Here is a 20,528-nt window from a genome sequence, read left to right on the forward strand (position 1 = left end):
AACAAGTTTTGAAGTATTTCATCGTAATGATGAACCTTCAAAACTGAACGCAAAACGTAATCTTACAAACCCGAGGTTTGTATTCCGAAAATATCCTTAGAAAGGAGGTGATCCAGCCGCACCTTCCGATACGGCTACCTTGTTACGACTTCACCCCAATCATCTATCCCACCTTCGGCGGCTGGCTCCAAAAGGTTACCTCACCGACTTCGGGTGTTACAAACTCTCGTGGTGTGACGGGCGGTGTGTACAAGGATGCCGGGAACGTATTCACCGCGGCATGCTGATCCGCGATTACTAGCGATTCCGGCTTCATGTAGGCGAGTTGCAGCCTACAATCCGAACTGAGAACGACTTTATCGGATTAGCTCCCTCTCGCGAGTTGGCAACCGTTTGTATCGTCCATTGTAGCACGTGTGTAGCCCAGGTCATAAGGGGCATGATGATTTGACGTCATCCCCACCTTCCTCCGGTTTGTCACCGGCAGTCACCTTAGAGTGCCCAACTAAATGATGGCAACTAAGATCAAGGGTTGCGCTCGTTGCGGGACTTAACCCAACATCTCACGACACGAGCTGACGACAACCATGCACCACCTGTCACCGTTGTCCCCGAAGGGAAACCATATCTCTACAGTGGTCAACGGGATGTCAAGACCTGGTAAGGTTCTTCGCGTTGCTTCGAATTAAACCACATGCTCCACCGCTTGTGGGTACCCGTCAATTCCTTTGAGTTTCAGTCTTGCGACCGTACTCCCCAGGCGGAGTGCTTAATGCGTTAGCTGCAGCACTAAGGGGCGGAAACCCCTAACACTTAGCACTCATCGTTTACGGCGTGGACTACCAGGGTATCTAATCCTGTTTGCTCCCCACGCTTTCGCGCCTCAGTGTCAGTTACAGACCAGATAGTCGCCTTCGCCACTGGTGTTCCTCCAAATCTCTACGCATTTCACCGCTACACTTGGAATTCCACTATCCTCTTCTGCACTCAAGTCTCCCAGTTTCCAATGACCCTCCACGGTTGAGCCGTGGGCTTTCACATCAGACTTAAGAAACCACCTGCGCGCGCTTTACGCCCAATAATTCCGGACAACGCTTGCCACCTACGTATTACCGCGGCTGCTGGCACGTAGTTAGCCGTGGCTTTCTAATAAGGTACCGTCAAGGTACAGCCAGTTACTACTGTACTTGTTCTTCCCTTACAACAGAGTTTTACGAACCGAAATCCTTCTTCACTCACGCGGCGTTGCTCCATCAGGCTTTCGCCCATTGTGGAAGATTCCCTACTGCTGCCTCCCGTAGGAGTCTGGGCCGTGTCTCAGTCCCAGTGTGGCCGATCACCCTCTCAGGTCGGCTACGCATCGTTGCCTTGGTGAGCCGTTACCTCACCAACTAGCTAATGCGCCGCGCCCATCCTATAGCGACAGCCGAAACCGTCTTTCAGTATTGTCCCATGAGGGACAAGAGATTATTCGGTATTAGCCCCGGTTTCCCGGAGTTATCCCAAACTATAGGGTAGGTTGCCCACGTGTTACTCACCCGTCCGCCGCTAACGTCAAAGGAGCAAGCTCCTTCTCTGTTCGCTCGACTTGCATGTATTAGGCACGCCGCCAGCGTTCGTCCTGAGCCAGGATCAAACTCTCCATAAAAGAAATTTGATTAGCTCAAATTGTTTTGCTGGCATCAATTTTGATGTCCAAAATTTTGTTTCGTTCACTAACGAAGTTAGCTAATAAAAACTATATTGATTACGTTTTGCTTGTTCAGTTTTCAAGGTTCATTTTGTTTCGTCGTTTTTCAGCGACTTCTTTATATTAACATCTCACTCAATTTGTGTCAACAACTTTTTAAAAGTTTTTTCACTGATTTTTCCGAGTGTTTCTGTTACGTCTTAGCGACAATTAATATAATACAATATCATTATATTAAACGTCAACACTTTTTTAAAAAAAATATCGAGGTACATTTTTATACCTCGATTACTAGCATACTACAAGGTTTATTCAAATTCTATAGACTCTTTATTCACCTTATAATGTCGATGAAATATCATTTCACTTTTTGCAACGACAGGGTCAATTAGAATGTAGCCTTTCCCCACTAAATATTCTACGAATACTTCTAAGTCAACGGAATAGTTTACAAGCTCTTGGTGATCATGTAATTCCTGTATAGTCCATGACTCTTTTGTTTGCATTACTTCTAATATATGTTGCGCTCCGTCATGTGTACGTGAATGAATCAAAAACTCACTTGCTAAAAATAGAAGCTCTAAACGCTTTTCAATTGGTTCACTGCTCATAACAAGTTCTTCGTAAAGCTTGTAAATGGCTGGTTCAATTTTTTTCACTTGTGCCCACACCGTAACTTCTGGATACAACCCACTATCTATAATGGACAATCGCCCTAAATGATGCAAGGAATCTACTACATGATTGTATGCATCTAGGTAACTACCCTTATCAAAATATTCTTTTCCTTCTAAGTAACGACGAATTAACTTTGAGAATTGAATACCCGTTTTAATTTTCCGACCACTAAACGGAAACTCTTGCAGTTCAATTTTTAGTTTATGAAGGAACTCATTGCGATCAAACAACACTCTCCCAAAGAAAATCCAATCAACGACTTTCTTATTAGAGCCGATTAGTAACCACTTCCGTAACAATTTTTCTGTAACAGTATGTAAGGCTACCTTATTTCCCTCATATAGGTAGTGCTTTGTATAAACAGGCTGATCCGCTTCTTTCACGATAATTAGTAATACCGTATCAAATGTGTCAGTAACATTACTTTGCTCTTCACGTTTCTCCATTAAAATAACACCTAATGTATTAGACTGACTCGCGCGTTCTTGATATATAGGACGCAATACTTGCTCCATGTTCAGCCCTCCTCTATTTATTGTAAGACCTTTATTTCGTTAAAATTTCGACATACTCTAAAACTATTCCTTCTTTGACTCCTACTCAAAGCTAAAATACTTCGTTCTTATATGTTATAGTAGATTTTAGATTGGGAGGCAAGATATTGTATGAAACCTTACAAAAGTAAAATTAATAAAATCCGTTCATTCGCATTAGCACTTATTTTTATCGGCTTTGTTGTTATGTATGGGGGGATATTCTTTAAAAACAATCCCATCCTTGTCTTAATCTTCATGACACTTGGTTTACTATGTATTATTGGTAGTACAGTTGTCTATGCTTGGATTGGCCTTCTCTCTACAAGAGCCGTTCAAGTAGAATGCCCAAATTGTCATAAGCATACGAAAGTTTTAGGTCGAGTTGATATGTGCATGTACTGCAATGAACCGTTAACTCTTGATCCTACACTTGAAGGAAAAGAGTTCGACCAATCTTATAATAACAAAGCAAAAAAATCCTAGTCCTCAAGAGCTAGGATTTTTTGTTATTGTTGTAATTTAGGTTAATCACCGCTACCAATTATATACTCACTATATATTTAGTAATTTGTTTTTCTTTTAAACCAGCTATGCCTGTTTTTAAAAATTTTTGTTGGTTCTGTCTGTCATCGAATGATTTTATCATTTGGTCTACTAATTTTTGTGCAATCATATCGTTTATGTCACCAAAAGAATGTTCTTTTTCTTCTTGCTTTGATATTTTCACTTCTCTTACAACGACCTTTTCCCCATTTTCTTTCGTGACTATATGACGTATATAACCATCCTCTTTTCTTATTTCATATGTTGCTTTTCTTTTCTTTACTAAAAATAAATCCTCCGATAAACGCTCTTCTTTTTTCAATGTACTAAAGTAATTACTACTCCCTAATTGTACATTCATTCAATCCCTCCTCTCTAGTTACTGTTAATACAAAGTTGCTATATCAACACAGCAGTTTTTTGAACCATCAACACCTTGTCAATTTTCATCACGCTATTAATATCGTGAATATTTGGGCTTTTTAAAGCAATTTTCGCCACTCCACAATAAAAAGCAAGCGAGCAAAACGCCCACTTGCCTCTTTAAATTATTCACTCTTAACCTTATTAAAACCCAAAGACCACAAGAAATTTACTGTACTTTCGCTTCAACATCTTTACAAGCTGGACATGTGCCGTATATTTCTAGACGGTGTGAATGCACATCAAAGTCTGTTACTTGAGAAGCAAAGTGTTCGATTTCATCTAAACCTGGGTAATGGAAATCGACAATCTTACCACAGCATTCACAAATCATATGATAGTGATCGTTGGTCACAAAATCAAAACGGCTAGAAGCATCCCCATACGTCAACTCTTTCACTAATCCTACTTCCCGGAAAACTCGTAAATTATTGTAGACAGTTGCTACACTCATATTCGGAAATTTCCCTTCAAGTGCTTTATAAATTTCATCGGCAGTTGGATGTGTCATCGATTGAATTAAATATTCTAAAATAGCATGACGCTGAGGAGTAATGCGTACACCAGTTGTTTTTAACGTGTCAAGTGCATCCTGTAAATGCGGTATAGACATCGTCATGCACCCCTTTTCATAAGTATTATTAATTTATAATTGTTACAATTAGTGTATCGAATTAAGCTAACATCTGTCAACATTCGCCTATGCGTCATCTAAATTAAATTACAATTTAATAACCCCTCGACAAATCCATAACATTTTCTAAAGCGGTATCTCCATCCAACCATTTCGTCAAACTTGGCTTAAAAATAGCTAAGCTACGCTCTACATAACGTGAAGAATGACTTGAAACATGTGGTGAAACAATTACATTGGAGTATGACCATAAAGGATTGTTTGCACTAAGTGGTTCTTCTTCAAACACATCTAATACGGCATAACCAATCTCACCCGCTTCAATAGCACGAATAAGAACTTTCTCATCTACTAAATTTCCACGACCAAAATTCATGAAAATGGCATCGTTTTTCATTGCATTAAAATGCTCATCCTTCAATAAGTGCGTAGTATCTGGTGTTTTCGGTAAGACAGAAAGTACGATATCCGCCTTAGGCAAAGCTTCTGTTAACTTAGCGAAATTTACCATCTCATCCATATAAGGTGCTGCATTGCCCGAACGGTTACAGCCTATTGTTGTTACCCCAAACGCTTGTAGTAACCGACCTACTTCCGATCCAATGGCACCCGGTCCTAAAATAAGTGCTGTACTATCTCGTAATTCCGTTTGCTTTCCTTTTTTCGACCATTCACTTTTCTTTTGTTGCTCATACATCCATGGCAATGCACGCTTAATGGCTAAAATATGAGCAAGTATTGACTCGGCCATCGGTGTTTTATGAATCCCTCGCACATTAGATACTAAAATATCCCGATCCATAATGGCTTGTGCTGGCATTTTCTCTACACCTGCCGAAGCAACAAAAATCCACTTTAGTTTGGTAGCATACTGTATATTGGCATCGTTTAAATCTTCACCATATGTAACCAGTACGTCTGCTTTTTGTAATTCATCCGTAGATAAACCATTTTCAAATACAAAATCACATTGTGGGAATTCCTCTACTAACGGTTTACGTAAATCTGGTCTTGGCTCAAACGTAAAATAGATTCTCATTACTGCTCCTCCTGCTTGGCTAAAAAAGCGTAAACTTCTTCAATATGATTTTTCACACGCACTTTGCGCCATACCTTTACAAGCTTACCTTCCGTATCAATTAAAAAAGTAGAACGTTCAATTCCCATATATTCACGTCCATACATTTTTTTCAAGACCCATACACCATAAGCCTCAGCCACAGCGTGATCCTCATCCACTAAAAGAGAAAATGGCAACCCATGCTTATCAATAAATTTCGTATGCTTTTGAGCATCATCAGGGCTCACACCTAATACAACTGCATTCAACTGACTAAAGTCATCGTGCTTATCACGGAAATCACAAGCCTCTGTCGTACAACCTGGTGTCATATCTTTCGGATAAAAATACAAAATAACATATTTGCCTCTGAAATCTGCTAATTGCACTTGCTCCCCCTTGTCATTAACAAGTGAAAAATCCGGTGCTTTCTGTCCTTCTACTAAAGTCATATTAAACTCCTCCTTTGCATGTCTTATTTTACTCTAAGTCACAAATCAAGTCATATCCCTTATTTTCTTTGGATTTCTTACACTGATAGGTCTACAATAGATTAAGTATAATGACTTAGGAGGCAATATTAATGAATCACTCAAAATCAGAAGCAGTACACGAAGAAGCGCTTTTGCATATCGTTGGTGGTGTGAACAGCCCTTCTCGTTCTTATAAAGCAGTAGGTGGTGGCTCCCCTGTTGCAATGGCCCGAGGAAAAGGAGCTTATTTCTGGGATGTTGACGGCAACCGTTATATCGACTATTTAGCCGCATACGGTCCAATTGTTACAGGGCATGGACATCCGCATATTGCGAAAGCAATTTCTCATGCTGCTGAAAACGGTACATTATTTGGGACACCAACTGAATATGAAGTAACTTTCGCAAAAATGCTAAAAGAAGCTATTCCTTCAATGGATAAAGTACGTTTTAATAACTCTGGTACAGAAGCGGTCATGACAACGATTCGTGTTGCTCGTGCTTATACTGGCCGTACAAAAATTATGAAATTCGCTGGCTGTTACCACGGTCACTTTGATTTAGTATTAGTAGCTGCAGGTTCTGGCCCAGCTACATTAGGCACACCAGACTCAGCAGGTGTAACGACTGCGACTGCTGAAGAAGTGATTACTGTACCATTTAATAATCCACAAGCTTTTACTGAAGCGATGGATGCATGGGGCGATGAAATCGCTGCTATTTTAATAGAGCCCATTGTCGGTAACTTCGGTATTGTGGAACCAAACACTGGATTTTTGGAGTTAGTGCACGCTACAGCCAAAGAAAAAGGAGCACTGACGATTTATGACGAGGTAATTACTGCATTCCGTTTCCATTACGGTGGCGCACAAACACTACTTGGATTAACGCCTGACCTTACTGCATTAGGAAAAGTCATTGGTGGTGGTTTACCTATCGGTGCATACGGTGGTCGCAAAGAAATTATGGATACCGTTGCCCCACTTGGACCAGCATATCAAGCAGGGACAATGGCAGGAAATCCAGCATCGATGCAAGCTGGTATAGCATGCCTAGAAGTATTAGCAACTCCAGGTATTTACGATGAAATGGATCGTCTTGGTGCTATTTTAGAAGATGGTATTTTAACTGCAGCCAAAAAACACGGTGTCACAATTACTTTAAATCGTCTAAAAGGTGCACTAACAATTTACTTTACAGATGTAAAAGTTGAAAACTATGAGCAAGCAGAAAGCAGTGACGGAGAAATTTTCGGTCAATTCTTTAAATTAATGCTTAACCAAGGTATTAACCTTGCTCCATCAAAATATGAAGCATGGTTTTTAACTACAGAGCATACAGAAGCAGATATTCGTGAAACAATCGAAGCTGTCGACTATGCATTTTCACAGCTTTAATAGAAACAAAAAAGGCGACACTCAATTGAGCGTCGTCTTTTTTTTATCCTGTTATACAAATCTATGTATTTTATAGAAACTTCCTTCTATAATGTAAAGAAGCATTCATTACCCATTACCCTCGGTGTAAATACGTCCAGTTTTTTGAGTCTATCCCGAAAAGCTCAAGTAAAAATCTGTGACATCCGCGGGGTCTTTAACTTGATTGAGTAGATGTTTAAATTTACTGAAGCCAGTGTATAAACATGATTGTCCACTGTTATTGAAGTGGTGAACTGCTGCTGAAGCAAGTTAAAAATTTTAGACAGAAAGGACATCGATTTTTTTATGAAATTAGGTGCCCGTGTATTTAAAACTGGTGTAGCTATTGTCTTTGCGTTATTTGTTGCTGAGCTCCTGCAATTACCGTCTCCAGTTTTTGCTGGAATCGCAGCAATCTTTGCCATTCAACCGTCAATTTATCGCTCCTATCAAACGATTGTTGAGCAAGTTCAAGCCAACGTTATAGGAGCTTCCATTGCAGTTATTTTCGGTTTACTTTTCGGCCATCACGTTGTGGCTGTTGGCATTGCAGTCATTACAGCAATCGGCATAATGTTAAAGTTCAAGCTTGAAAAGTCTCTTTCCTTAGCACTTGTATCTGTTGTAGCTATTATGGAAATTCAAGGCGATGACTTTCTGACTTTCGGTCTTATCCGCTTTCTTACCATTTTAGTTGGGGTTTTAGCAGCATTTGTCGTCAACCTTGTGTTTTTGCCACCTAAATACGAAGTAAAACTTTTCCGCAAAATTTACTTTTTACAGGATGACATTATCCGTTGGACGCGTTTAGCTGTTCGTCAAGCCTCTGAACACACGTCTACTAAAACTGCTTTAAGCAAATTTAAAGACCGTATGCTGCGTGTGGACACACTCTATGATTTTTTTAAGGAAGAACGCAATTACTTTAAAAATAAAAAATTTGTTAAAGCACGGAAATTAGTTGTCTATCGCCAAATGATTACAACTTCTAAAAAAAGTTTAGAATTGTTACAACGGCTGCATAAGCATGAAAATGAATTGGCACAACTGCCGACTCAATTTCATTTAATGATTCAAGAACGACTGGACTTCCTGCTTACCTACCATGAGCAACTGTTACTGAAATATACAGGGAAATTAAAGCCTGAGCATTCAGAATGGAGTAAGCATATCGACTACATTCAGCGCAATCAGTTAATGGAAATTTTCATCAATCAAATAACCTATGCACACGCAGAAGGAGATACGGAATTTTCTAGCTATCATCTCCTTTATATTTTATCGCGTATTCTAGATTACGAAGAAAACTTAGAACATTTGGATACGCTCATTGTGTCATACCAAAGCCATCATGGTGAAGAAATCAACTTAGAAATCGAAGAAGAATTTATTTAATTTAAGTGCCAGTCACTCACACAATTCCCCCGAACAACGCAAATAAAAGCCGCAACAATCCGCGTGACAGCGGAGGTTGCGGCTTTTTGCTAAGTGCCAGTCACTCACACAATTATTGTTAAGCTTTAGTTAGTTGCTGCTCTATTTGTTGGCGCTTTGTTGTTTGTTCGGCGCGTAGTTGACGGTAACTTGCAATACCAGTAATGATTGTCTCCCACATTTCTTCGAGCGTCAGCGTCGGCTCATTTTGTTGGGCATGCATTATACTCTGCGCAACAGCATTGCTGTTTGTTTCACCATACTGTTTCATACGTTTTTCAAAAGCGGCTGCCGATTTATCTTGTAGCTGTTGGCGTTTTTCATTTACTGCATTCATAATCCCCATCTTAAATACAGGAATGGTCGTGACAAAAGCTCCGTTTATTTGCTCCATTAATGCGCTATTGCCATTGCGTAGCATATCCATTTGTGTTGCCCCTAAAATAGCTACCATACGCGATTTCTCAAGCTCATCAATTTTTTGGGCAAGTGTTTCAGCAATCGCTTGTAACGTTGTAAGCTCCATTTTAGCGATTTGATTTCCTGCTTCACTTTGTTTTTCATACATCGGCATTAATGTTGTCTTGATTTCATCTAGCTTCATTTCTGCTGCTATAATATATTTTTCAAGCTCCAAATAGTATGTCAAATTTTCGTTATATAAACGAGCAAGCATCCGATTATCATTCGCCAATGCATCTTCCATTAGAACAAATTGATAATGGATTTTTTCGATATCTCTACCAAGACGATTATATTTTGCATACAAATCTTCTTTATTCCTTGGTGCTCGTTTAAACAGTTTGCTAAAGAAACTTTGTTGCTCCATCACTTCTTTTTTATCGAATTGATCCATCAAGGCTTCAAGCTGCTTTAATAAGTCATTCGATTCATTTACTTTTGAATGGGCAATTGTTTTTAATATTTGATCAGAGAATCGCGAAAGCTTAATGGCAGGCTCTTTACCAAGCTCTGTTAGTTCTATTTTATTTTTCACATTAATATGATTGGCAATATGCTGAACTTCTGGACTTTGACACAGCTGATGTTTTGTAAGATCTGCGGTTTCAGCTGTCAATCGTTCTATAGTTATTGCGCTATTTGACATCAAGTTCCTCCTTTCCAAGCAGTCAGAAGAAACGGTTAAACAATTTTTTAATCATTTTATCCGGTTTTGACTTTTGCTGCTTTGGCTCTTCAAATTGTAAGTCAAACACCATATGCTCTAAACGATGCCCATCAAACGTATCCTCTAGCAAATGCTTTTCTAAATCAAGCTTTCCTGTTGGATTGTAGAAAATAATATCCACACCAAAGCGATTTAAAAATGCAAATAATGCAATATCTTCGCGGGTCAATGTCGGTTGCTGAGGTGCTTGATAGAGCACCAACTTTGGTACTTCCTGTGCATAGTCAAAGCTTTGTAACAGGCGCAATATTTCCTTTGGAATCATCGTCATTTGCTTAAATAAAAATAATTGCAAATCATAGGGCGACTCATTAGGTTGTAGTTTAAGCAATGGCTGTTCACAAGAAGTTTTAATCGTATGAGCAATGGCTTGTTGTAACTCCAGTGTTAACTCCCCATATTGCCACCAATCACTTTGCAAGATGCGCTCCGTAGATAGCTCACCATTTACTAAACAATGTTTATAGTGAAAATGGAAATTCGCTCTGCTCGTTTTAGCATACGGAAATTCCTGTACAAAAACAGTTTGCGGGCTAGCTAGCAACTGATGCATATTGGCCCAGTACTCTTCACGTCTACTAGAAACACCGCTAATTTTGGCGAAAATAACGGGAATAATTACTTTATCTCGGAGAGCCTCAAATTTCGGACGAACCATTGCCTTTTCGTTAGCATAAATAAAAATATCATCATAGGTCATGCGTAATGTTAATGATTGTGGCATATGATCTTTAAATTGCCAAGGTCGATAAACACCCGATTGATGGTCATGCATTAAATGCTCGTAATGTTGGCTAGAACTATAGCCAACAGTTGCTTGACGTTCTCGTAATTTATCAGGAAAGGGCTGTAACGCTGTTTGACTTACGTAGGCGTACGAAACAGAAAATGCATCAGTAGGATCTACTGTTGCAAACTCATCAATCGCTGATGGATGGAAGATTAACACATCACAGCCCAGCTCCATTAGTAATAGAAGAAAATAGCGCTGACTCATTGTTGTCTCACCATACCAAACAACCTTAGGAAAATCATCTGTCGGCTTCATCGTTTTTGTCCACTGAATCCAATGATTTTTTAGCCACTTGACCATATCTATTAAAAAGCGTCGGAAATCATTGGCAAGTAAACCGAGTGATTGCTGCTCTTGAAAGCGTTCCACTACACGCATCGTCACTAGCTGTAAATGGCGATTCATTGAAGCATCATCGTGCTTAGGAATGAGTTGATGACCATACATCATGGCAATCAATCGATTTATAGACAAGCCTTTAGGGGATTGCTGATGTTGCTCTAAAATCGTTTGCAATGCTTGAAAATCCTTTTGCTCAATATGTTTATTTAATTCTTCACTTAATATATGAACATTGGGATTTTGGGACATTGTATATAAGGAATTAAAATAATCATCTTCTTCAATCGGTACGCCCAATATACGAACAGCGATACGACTAAAACGGATTTGTTGTGGTGTCACCTCATAAACTGTTCGCACGTTCGCTGAATCTTGGAAGGCTTGTAGCCAATCATAAGAATCTCTTTCTAAAACAGATTCAATTGTGACTGTTTGCATACAAGCGTCACCTCCTTACATCATACTTACACAATTGGTTGCTTATTGGCCAATTGTAAAACATCTTCGAGTAAATATTTCGTAAAAGCTTCACCGTTATAAGGTGAATACATTGTGTTCTTTAGTATTTGTGGTTGTTTGACTTTTAAATCGCCGTGGTTTGGTGTATAGCCTTTATCAGCAATAGCGAGCATGCCGTAATCCATTATGGAATCGCCTGCCGCCACGTGCATATTATATGTACAATGCTCCTTCAAATACGAGATTGCAGCTTCTTTTGTAAGCACTTTTGGCAAAAAATATAATTTTCTTCCTTGCAGCAAGACGTGCCAACCATGGACTGCAAACTCTTGAATCATTGCTTGCACTTCGACATCCTGTATAATATTGACATCGACATAATGGACATAAAATAGCTCATCAACATAAAACGATTGTTGAAGCCATTCATCTGATTGGTAGCTATTAAATTTACGTAGCAAATCCGCCTTTGGAATAGAGGAATCTTCTATTCGTTTACGTAATATTTTCGACCATTCCTTATTAGGATGTCCTTGTTCTATTATTGTACCGCCATTGCTCGTAATTGCAAAAGTAGGACGCAATTCTTTTATAACATGGATACGTTCATATTGATGCACTGCTCGCGTTGTAACTGGTACGAATAAAGTTTGTTGGTGGACTTGCTGCAATAATGACATCGTAACTTCCGTCATCATACTAAGTCCCACTCCCTCTTTTCGTTCGGCTATAATCGGTGCTGTTTTCGATGGGAATTTCTCCATCATGCGCTGGGAGTAAATAAGCGTACGATCTAAATCTGATGTAAATAGTAGCATGTCTTCTCTCCTCTACACTTCTTTTATTAAACCACAGCATGCATAGGACATTTGTGGATATTCTTCAATTTGAACATTTTTTTCTTTGGCTAACAGTAAAATGTGCGCCAATTCCTGTACATATGTTGGGTTAACTAAAATTTTCCACGGAACTCTTCGAAGTAAGACGCGCGTTGTTTCGCCCACGCCTGGTTTTACAAGATGATGATTGGTAATGCCATACTGTTGTTGAATAGCCACAACCGACTCCATTCCTTGCCATGTAATAGCAGATGATGTTCTCTCACAAAGTTGTTGCCCTACATCCTTCTGTACTTGTGTAAAATGGGCACTGATACGGTCTATATAGAAATTGGATACGTCGGCATCTTGTAGTTCTTTATAATATTTCGCCCCATGAAAATCAGTGCCATCCATAAACTGCTCATTCCATACCGTACGGCTCACTAACCCTGAAACCGTTGAATTTAAACATGCGGAAGGTATTAAGAAATCTGCTCGCGTGCCATAAATGGCTGCACAATGTCCAGGATCAGCAAGCACCGCTAATGTAGCATCCAGTTGTTGAATATTTTGTTCATTATAGCTTGCGCACGCTTGTTGTAATTCCCTTGTTATGGCCCCTTTCCCTGTCCAACCATCAATAAATTGAATGCGCGCATGTGGGTGCTGAGTAAATATATATCGAATAGCAGTCTCATCAATACCACGACCACGAAGAATCGATATCGTATAATGCGGAACGCTGACGTTATAATGCATTTTTATATATCGTTTAATTAAAATACCTATTGGCGTTCCTGCTCTTGCTAGACTAACAAGCACTAAATGCTCTAAACCTTGACGTGCTACAATTTGCTGTGCCACCACACCAACAGCTAGTGCAATGCGTTCTGCATAGTCTTCCAATGTTTGATAAAACAACGTCATGTACGCTTCGGAAGGAAGATATTCTACAGGCAACATTTCTGAATAATGTGTCCCCGATTGAATAAGTCGTTCCCGCTGTTCATTATCTATTTCTAAGCTTATGTTACTAATATCTCGTAGCAAAAACACAACATCTTCTGAAGAATAGCTTCCCATTTTATCTGGTTGTTTTATTTCATGCATTATATAGTCCTCCAGTCGTGCATACAAAAAACGTAAATATTTGCGTTACTCACTGCCTTCAATGCTTGCACTGTCTTTGCAACGACCTCTTGATTGGCTATACGTTCTATGACTAAAAAAAGTTCCGAATACGGATGACTATGTAAGTTGTATAAGTAATTTTCGACACCATTATTTTCTGGACTTTCGAAAGCTATTTTATCAGTAATTGTGTAGGAAGGGTCATCTGCACAATAAATGGGACTACGTGTTGTTGATTGAAAATATACTTCCTGTCCTAAACCAGTCGCTATTTGCATTGGCACATACATAAATTCACCTGTTCCAATGACAAGTGCTGGACCACCTGTACGAAGTGCTCGTAATTGAGCCGCGATGGCTTGCAATGTTTTCTTTTGCGCAACATGCTGCTCGGCTGTTATCGTGAATCGACCTGTCGCTAACATGTATGGCGCTCTATTGATAACGCCATTTTCAGCGATTGAATGGTACTGCTTTTGTTCGACTACCTCGTCCACTGAAAGCAAAGCTATGTCAGCTGTTTGCGGTAATGTTGCTGCTACTTGGTTGCTCGTTAAAAGCGGTGTACCCTCACAAGTAAAGTGCCCAGACATAATAGCTACAAAATCTATTGTTATCCCCCATTGCGCTTCTAGCTGAGCAAACATTGCTCGTTGTTTAGATGAACGCCAATCTAAAATTGATAATACCGAGTAGCGTTGGACATGAGGGAATTTTCGTTGCAAGGTTTCGATAATATTTACTACTGTATTGCCCGTCGTTATTTCATCATCAATAAGCACAATCTGTTTTGCTTGTAGCAATTTTTCTGGTTGTTCGCAATATACTCGATGACTTGTGGCATGTGAATGTTCTTCTTCAAATGTCACAAATGGTTCAAGCTCTGGCACTAGTTCACGTGTCGTATGAATATACGTAGCATTAGACTTAAAAACATTAAATACTGCATGCCCTAACGCTGTTGCTGTTTCAGCAAAGCCAATAAATAGCACGTCTTCTGCTAGTTCCAATCCTAGTTCCTCCACTTGCTGCAAAATCTCTTGCACATTATCTCTATTTTGCATAGCCTGTACAACAGACTGTACTAACAAAGGCTCTTTTCCTGTCAATCGCTCATAATACATCATAGCTAGTAAAGCCCCTGTCAGTATCGGTACTTGTGGCTGGACTGCTAAATGCTTACCAAGAACTGTACTAACAAATAAAAACTGTCTCTTTTTATTAATACGTGTCGCCATTTTAAATAAATCTGTTATAGCAAAATCATAAGGATTGTCAGTCATCTCTATTGCGATTTTATAATCCTGAATAATGTTCAACTTGTTGTCGAGCTTCGTCATCCGTCGTTCCCCCTACTGTTGTGTTCAATAAAAGAGAGGCAAAATTTGCAGATTCATTGTATACACCATAAATATATGCTTGGCGTAAAATTTTCTGCGCCCATCTCATATGTGGCTTCATTTCATTCATTTTATTGGCATAATGGCTTTTTAAAACACCCTTTTGCCCATTATTATTTTCAACAATGCTGATGGCATCTAAATACTCCTCATATGAAACAACATACAAGGCATGAACAATTCGAATATGGCTAGGATGAATAATCGTTTTACCCAAAATACCATTTTGTTGATCTAATAGTACTTCCTTCATTAGGCCATCTAAATAATCATCGAGTAGTGCCTTACGGGCAAACAACGCTCCTTGTTCACTGAACGGAGTGGCTCTTAGCGTTGGCTTTAATACACGCTCATTGCTGAAATACTCCCAAACTGGTCCGGAAATAACAAAGTCATCTTCTTCACGCCCAAGTACATTGACGATATCCGCAATGCAATCTCGAATAACAGCAATATCGTAAATGGTTGCGTCTACTCTACGTCGAATTCCGTAAATCCCACAAAAATCGGTCGCACCAATACGGACATTTAGTACACGTTTTCTGTATTGACGAAGTACGTCTTTAATCGCAAATAATGCTGTTATGCGAGACTCCTTATATAAAATGTCATGACTTTCTAAAATCGGCATCCCATATAACGTTAGTTGATGCTGTGCGATTGTTTGCTCTAGTATTTCAAAATAAGCTCTCCCTTGTACTGCTGTAAATTTAGGAAACACATAGCCTGTAATCACTTCTTGACGCTTTCCTAATTTAGAGGTTAAAAGCTTAAATTGCTCAACACTACGCACACGAATAAATAGAAGCGGTAAATCTTCAAGTAATATATCCTTTTGAAGATACAATGTATAAAGCGAACTGATATCTTCTATAATTTTTTCTTCACAGCTTGTTAGCTCTGCATCCCCAACCGCATCTTCTAAATCGATAACAAGTGACTTTAACTCTTGATATTTTTGCGATTGTACCATGTCAATAATGTTAGGCATAGACGCAGGCATATATAGTGTTGCACCTAATGCATAGGACAAAATATCAGGTGAATCTAATTTCGTAAATTTGTGTGGTTGTTGATAAAAAATCGTCTCCGCTTCTGTTGCAAAATATTGCATCCAATTCTCTCCCCATTCAAGAATGATTTTGTAAAAAAGACACTGCATCAACCTGTTTTATACAGACTAATACAGTGCCTTCCATTACGTCGCTTTCTCTATTCAATTCATAATCGTAACCATCTAGTTATAAACGGCACTTTAATTATTGCAGTCCATAAGCATTGATTAATGCAGCTAAACCACCTTGATAGCCAGAGCCAACAGCAGCAAATTTCCACTCGCCATTATGTCGGTAAAGCTCACAAAATACGACCGCTGTCTCTATGCTGAAATCTTCACCTAAATCATAACGAAGTACTTCTGAACCGGATTCTTCGTTCGTTAATCGAACATAAGCGTTTAGTACTTGTCCAAAGTTTTGACGGCGACCTTCCGCATCATAAATTGTCACGGTTACAACAATTTTTTCGATTTGAGGAGACACTTGTTTTAAATTAACAAGAATTTTTTCATCGTCACCATCACCTACACCAGTACGGTTATCACCCATATGCTGAACAGATTTGTCTGGACTTGTTAAATTATTATAGAAAATAAAGTCTTGTTCATTACGGCATTTTCCCGATGCATCTAACAAAAACACAGATGCATCTAAGTCAAAGTCATTTCCTCCATCGAATTGTTTAACATCCCAACCTAAACCAATACCTACATTATTTAAGCCTGGGTCTTGCTTCATTAAATCAATGCGTTGTCCTTTACTTAACTGAATACCCATTAGAAGAAACTCCCTTTCTCATATAAAGTTAAAAGTTAGTTTACGTTTAAACCATAATCATTACAAAGTGCCGCTAAACCACCTTGGTATCCAGCACCTACTGCGTTGAATTTCCATTCACCATTGTGACGGTATAGTTCTCCGACAACAACAGCTGTTTCAATACTAAAGTCTTCACCTAAATCATAGCGCACGATTTCTTCATTCGTCGCAGCATTAATAATGCGGATAAATGCATTCGATACCATACCAAAGTTTTGGCTACGTGCTTCTGCATCATGGATTGTAACGGTGAATGCTAGACGTTGCACATGGGCAGGTACTTCTTTTAACGAAACTTTAACGATTTCGTCATCCCCTTCACCAACCCCTGTTAAGTTATCGCCAGAGTGCTCAACAGAACCATTACCACCGATAGTATTGTTGTAGAAGACAAAATCATTTTGGTCTGCTACTTTCCCTGTATCAGCAAGTAAAAAAATAGAAGAGTCTAAATCAAAATCATGTCCACCATCGTATTTATTCGTATCCCAGCCTAAACCTACAATAACATTTGATAATCCTGGATTTGTTTTTGTTAAATCAACTTTTTGACCTTTTTGTAATGAAATACCCATTTGTATTCCTCCTCAAATTTATAATTTATAATTATTGATATCTTCGAACTACATCACCAAGTTTTACATCATTTGTACCGTTACCAATAGCGGCAAATTTCCATTCGTTACCGTGACGATAAATTTCACCACAAACTAGTGTTGTTAAATTCGAATAATCATCACTTAAATTATAGCGAATTAATTCATTGCCTGTCTTGTCATCGTACACGCGAATATACGCATTTTGAATCATACCGAAATGTTGATTACGACCAGCTGCATCATAGATGTTTACAACAAATACTAATTTATTGTATTGTGCAGGCACAGCTCCTAACTCCACTGTAATGACCTCATCATCACCTGCACCGTCACCTGTTAAATTATCGCCAGAATGCTTAACTGATCCGCATTTACTTGATAATTTCCCGAAGTAAACGACGTCATCTCCTGCCAGTATACGATCATCTTGCAACATTAAAACTGATGAATCACAGTCAACATCTCTGCCTCCTGATCTACCACTAGAAAATAAGCCACCTAATAAGCCACCACTTTTTGTTTGGCCTACTGGATCCCATCCTAAGCCTACTTTAATTTTATTTAAACCAGCATTGCCTTTTGTTAAATCTACACGCTGTCCCTTTTGTAAATTAATCCCCATGTTAAAGCCCTCCTTAATTTGCATACTTGCTAAAAAACCGTGAATAGTATTTTAAATATGTTGATTAACATGTTTTAGCAACTCCAATAATAGAAACGTTCAGTTACTGCTTTCTTGCGGAAGTCGAATAACTTTTCGCTACATATTGTAATTGTCCGATCCATTTCCTTAATCAACTGTCCAATACACTGCTTTAAATTTTTCAATTTATAGCTATTACGTCAAAAAGTATGTATCAACATACATTAAGTCTAAAATAATATTACATAAAATTCAAATAATGGCTCCACATGAAAGTAGATTTTTATATTCTCCCTTTTTTACCAAATAAAAACCTTCTAGCTTTTCAGTAGAAGGCTCTTTACCATATTAGCTTTTCATTTTCGGATCGAGCGCATCCCGTAGACCATCTCCCATTAAATTAAACCCTAATACCGTAAGCATTATAGCTAACCCTGGGAAAATCATCGTCCATGGTGCTTTTAGTAAGTAGATACGCGCGTCAGCTAGCATTTTTCCCCATTCAGGTGCTGGTGCCTGTGCCCCTAATCCGAGGAAACCTAGAGCAGCCGCTTCAATAATCGCCGTCGCAATGGCAAGTGTCCCCTGCACAATAATCGGTGTCATCGAATTGGGTAAAATATGTGAGAATAAAATACGTGAATCACGCATCCCTATCGCTTTGGCAGCTACGATATATTCTTCTTCTTTTACACTCAACACTTTTGACCGAATTAAGCGCCCAAAGTTTGGTACATTAATAATCGCAATGGCAATTAATGCATTTTGTAATGATGGCCCAAGTACAGCCACTACAGCAATTGCTAATAAAATACTAGGAAACGCCAACATAATATCAAAAATGCGAGAAATAATCGTATCAACCCACTTGCCATAATACCCTGCAAGAATTCCAAGTAAGCTCCCTACAATAACTGAAAGAATTACAGCAAAAAAACCAATTCTTAACGAAATACGGGCACCATGAATAATTCTAGAGAATATATCTCGTCCAAAGTCATCTGTTCCAAACCAATGTGCACTGGAAGGCGCCAATAATCGTTTCGATAAGTCCTGTTCATTGATTCCTTGTGGCGCAATGGAAGAGCCAAAAACAGCAAGGACAATAAAAAATATGACAATACCAGCACCAACAAGGGAGATTTTGCTTTTTTTAAAGCTGCGCCAGCCCTCTCTCCAAGGCCCTGCCGCTCGCTCTTGACTTGCCATTGCTTCTTTTTTTATATCTATCGCACCAGTCATTATCGCATCTCCCTCCTATTTGTATTTAATGCGTGGATCTATCACAGTGTAAAGTAGATCGACAATTAAATTAATCATAATGAAAATAAAAGCAACAACTAAAATACCCGATTGTATAACTGGATAGTCTCGGAATCCGATTGCATCATAAATATAACGACCAATGCCATGCCAACTGAAAATGGTTTCTGTTAAAATGGCACCACCTAGTAGCAACCCTGTTTGTAAACCAATAACTGTTAACACTGGAATAACGGCATTTTTCAATGCATGTTTGTAAACGACGATAAACATTTTTTGTCCTTTTGCTCTCGCTGTTCGAACATAATCAGAGCGCATGACCTCAAGCATAGACGAACGGGTAATCCTTGCAATAATCGCCATAGGAATCGTAGCAAGCGCCACCCCTGGTAAGATTAACCGCTTTAACACTTCTGTAAATTGATCAAATCTGCCTTGCATCAGTGTATCCAGCAAATAAAAATGCGTAATTGCGGTTATCGGGTCTCGTACATCATTACGTCCAGATGTAGGCAACCAACCAAGCTGAATGCTAAATGCCCATTGTTCCATTAAACCTAACCAAAACACCGGAACAGATACACCAATTAACGCAACAACCATAGCGGTATAATCAAACCATGAATTTTGGAACCAAGCTGAAATAATACCTGCATTGACACCAATAATGACTGCTATAATCATTGCAAATATCGCTAATTCTGCTGTTGCCGCTAAATAAGGAAAAATCTCTTGTGACACAGGTAACTTTGTACGCAAAGACACGCCTAAATCGCCCTGAAAAATCCCCCCCAAATAGCCAAAATATTGCGTATACCATGGTTTATCTAATCCTAAACTTGCGTTTAATGCCTCAACCGCCTCTTTCGTCGCCTGCTGACCTAAAATAACTTGTGCAGGATTACCAGGAATTAGACGAATGAGCATAAAGACGATAAAAGTCATTCCAAGCAAAACTGGGATTAATTGAAATAAACGTCTTCCCATATAGTGAAGCATTTTCTTCACCTCTCTGTAATTTTCTAATTATACTTTTGCTGCGAAAAGCATGAAGTCTATACACATACTGTAGAAAGGGACAGCTTTCAACAAACGATAGACGTTTAGATGGTTTGTCTGTCA

The 20,528-nt window shown here is 39.0% G+C and carries 19 protein-coding genes and 1 rRNA gene; 3 read left to right on the plus strand and 17 right to left on the minus strand.

Annotated features, from left to right (window positions below; translation table 11 throughout):
* Positions 1-100 precede the first annotated feature (100 nt).
* Positions 101-1,648 (minus strand): 16S ribosomal RNA (locus tag LO754_RS20100).
* 350 nt (positions 1,649-1,998) lie between these two features.
* The gene (locus LO754_RS20105) at positions 1,999-2,883 is read right to left on the minus strand and encodes a nucleotidyltransferase-like protein (protein ID WP_024364573.1); all 885 of its coding nucleotides are present in this window, start codon (positions 2,881-2,883) and stop codon (positions 1,999-2,001) included.
* Positions 2,884-3,033: 150 nt separating this feature from the next.
* Here LO754_RS20105 and LO754_RS20110 point away from each other — a divergent pair, with 150 nt between their 5' ends.
* Positions 3,034-3,387, plus strand: a complete 354-nt coding sequence (locus LO754_RS20110; protein WP_024364572.1) for a YgzB family protein — start codon at positions 3,034-3,036, stop codon at positions 3,385-3,387.
* A gap of 58 nt (positions 3,388-3,445) precedes the next feature.
* Here the strand turns inward: LO754_RS20110 and LO754_RS20115 are convergent, their stop codons facing one another.
* The 4 genes from LO754_RS20115 to bcp all read right to left on the minus strand — a co-directional run bounded on the left by LO754_RS20115 (position 3,446) and on the right by bcp (position 6,016).
* On the minus strand, positions 3,446-3,808 hold the full coding sequence (locus LO754_RS20115; protein WP_024364571.1) for a hypothetical protein: 363 nt from the start codon (positions 3,806-3,808) through the stop codon (positions 3,446-3,448).
* Positions 3,809-4,039: 231 nt separating this feature from the next.
* Positions 4,040-4,483 (minus strand): peroxide-responsive transcriptional repressor PerR, encoded by a 444-nt coding sequence (gene perR / locus LO754_RS20120; RefSeq protein ID WP_024364570.1) that lies wholly within the window; start codon positions 4,481-4,483, stop codon positions 4,040-4,042.
* Between the two features lie 115 nt (positions 4,484-4,598).
* A complete protein-coding gene (locus LO754_RS20125; RefSeq protein ID WP_024364569.1) occupies positions 4,599-5,543 on the minus strand; it encodes a D-2-hydroxyacid dehydrogenase in 945 nt (314 codons plus the stop codon).
* Positions 5,543-6,016: a thioredoxin-dependent thiol peroxidase gene (gene bcp, locus LO754_RS20130; RefSeq protein WP_024364568.1), complete on the minus strand. Its 474-nt coding sequence runs from the start codon at positions 6,014-6,016 to the stop codon at positions 5,543-5,545. Before bcp ends, LO754_RS20125 begins: the two co-directional genes overlap by 1 nt.
* A gap of 131 nt (positions 6,017-6,147) precedes the next feature.
* Between bcp and LO754_RS20135 the strand changes: the two genes are divergently transcribed.
* Both LO754_RS20135 and LO754_RS20140 read left to right on the plus strand, forming a co-directional pair.
* Positions 6,148-7,434 (plus strand): glutamate-1-semialdehyde 2,1-aminomutase, encoded by a 1,287-nt coding sequence (locus LO754_RS20135; RefSeq protein WP_305068872.1) that lies wholly within the window; start codon positions 6,148-6,150, stop codon positions 7,432-7,434.
* Between the two features lie 327 nt (positions 7,435-7,761).
* Complete coding sequence (locus tag LO754_RS20140; RefSeq protein WP_025220594.1) at positions 7,762-8,850, plus strand: FUSC family protein; 1,089 nt, start codon at positions 7,762-7,764, stop codon at positions 8,848-8,850.
* A gap of 118 nt (positions 8,851-8,968) precedes the next feature.
* Here LO754_RS20140 and LO754_RS20145 read toward each other — a convergent pair whose 3' ends face one another.
* The 11 genes from LO754_RS20145 to LO754_RS20195 all read right to left on the minus strand — a co-directional run bounded on the left by LO754_RS20145 (position 8,969) and on the right by LO754_RS20195 (position 20,405).
* On the minus strand, positions 8,969-9,997 hold the full coding sequence (locus LO754_RS20145; RefSeq protein ID WP_108031106.1) for a toxic anion resistance protein: 1,029 nt from the start codon (positions 9,995-9,997) through the stop codon (positions 8,969-8,971).
* Positions 9,998-10,019: 22 nt separating this feature from the next.
* On the minus strand, positions 10,020-11,651 hold the full coding sequence (locus tag LO754_RS20150; protein ID WP_231785145.1) for a YceG family protein: 1,632 nt from the start codon (positions 11,649-11,651) through the stop codon (positions 10,020-10,022).
* A gap of 26 nt (positions 11,652-11,677) precedes the next feature.
* A complete protein-coding gene (locus LO754_RS20155; protein ID WP_231785146.1) occupies positions 11,678-12,490 on the minus strand; it encodes an HAD family hydrolase in 813 nt (270 codons plus the stop codon).
* 12 nt (positions 12,491-12,502) lie between these two features.
* A complete protein-coding gene (locus tag LO754_RS20160) occupies positions 12,503-13,603 on the minus strand; it encodes a cysteine protease StiP family protein (protein WP_231785147.1) in 1,101 nt (366 codons plus the stop codon).
* Positions 13,603-14,964 (minus strand): phosphoribosyltransferase family protein, encoded by a 1,362-nt coding sequence (locus LO754_RS20165; protein ID WP_231785148.1) that lies wholly within the window; start codon positions 14,962-14,964, stop codon positions 13,603-13,605. Before LO754_RS20165 ends, LO754_RS20160 begins: the two co-directional genes overlap by 1 nt.
* Positions 14,921-16,138 (minus strand): HpcH/HpaI aldolase/citrate lyase family protein, encoded by a 1,218-nt coding sequence (locus LO754_RS20170; RefSeq protein ID WP_231785149.1) that lies wholly within the window; start codon positions 16,136-16,138, stop codon positions 14,921-14,923. Before LO754_RS20170 ends, LO754_RS20165 begins: the two co-directional genes overlap by 44 nt.
* A gap of 145 nt (positions 16,139-16,283) precedes the next feature.
* Positions 16,284-16,859 (minus strand): TerD family protein, encoded by a 576-nt coding sequence (locus LO754_RS20175; RefSeq protein WP_025220601.1) that lies wholly within the window; start codon positions 16,857-16,859, stop codon positions 16,284-16,286.
* A 35-nt stretch (positions 16,860-16,894) separates the two neighbouring features.
* Positions 16,895-17,476: a TerD family protein gene (locus LO754_RS20180; protein ID WP_024364558.1), complete on the minus strand. Its 582-nt coding sequence runs from the start codon at positions 17,474-17,476 to the stop codon at positions 16,895-16,897.
* Between the two features lie 31 nt (positions 17,477-17,507).
* Positions 17,508-18,122 carry a TerD family protein gene (locus LO754_RS20185; RefSeq protein ID WP_024364557.1) on the minus strand — a complete coding sequence of 205 codons (615 nt, stop codon included), beginning with the start codon at positions 18,120-18,122 and terminating at the stop codon, positions 17,508-17,510.
* A 369-nt stretch (positions 18,123-18,491) separates the two neighbouring features.
* Positions 18,492-19,385 (minus strand): nickel transporter permease, encoded by an 894-nt coding sequence (nikC, locus tag LO754_RS20190; RefSeq protein WP_231785150.1) that lies wholly within the window; start codon positions 19,383-19,385, stop codon positions 18,492-18,494.
* 15 nt (positions 19,386-19,400) lie between these two features.
* Positions 19,401-20,405 carry an ABC transporter permease gene (locus LO754_RS20195; RefSeq protein ID WP_231785151.1) on the minus strand — a complete coding sequence of 335 codons (1,005 nt, stop codon included), beginning with the start codon at positions 20,403-20,405 and terminating at the stop codon, positions 19,401-19,403.
* Between the last annotated feature and the right edge of the window lie 123 nt (positions 20,406-20,528).

Origin of the sequence: Lysinibacillus sp. GJ-1 (assembly GCF_021166035.1) — a bacterium.
Classification (GTDB): domain Bacteria; phylum Bacillota; class Bacilli; order Bacillales_A; family Planococcaceae; genus Lysinibacillus; species Lysinibacillus sphaericus.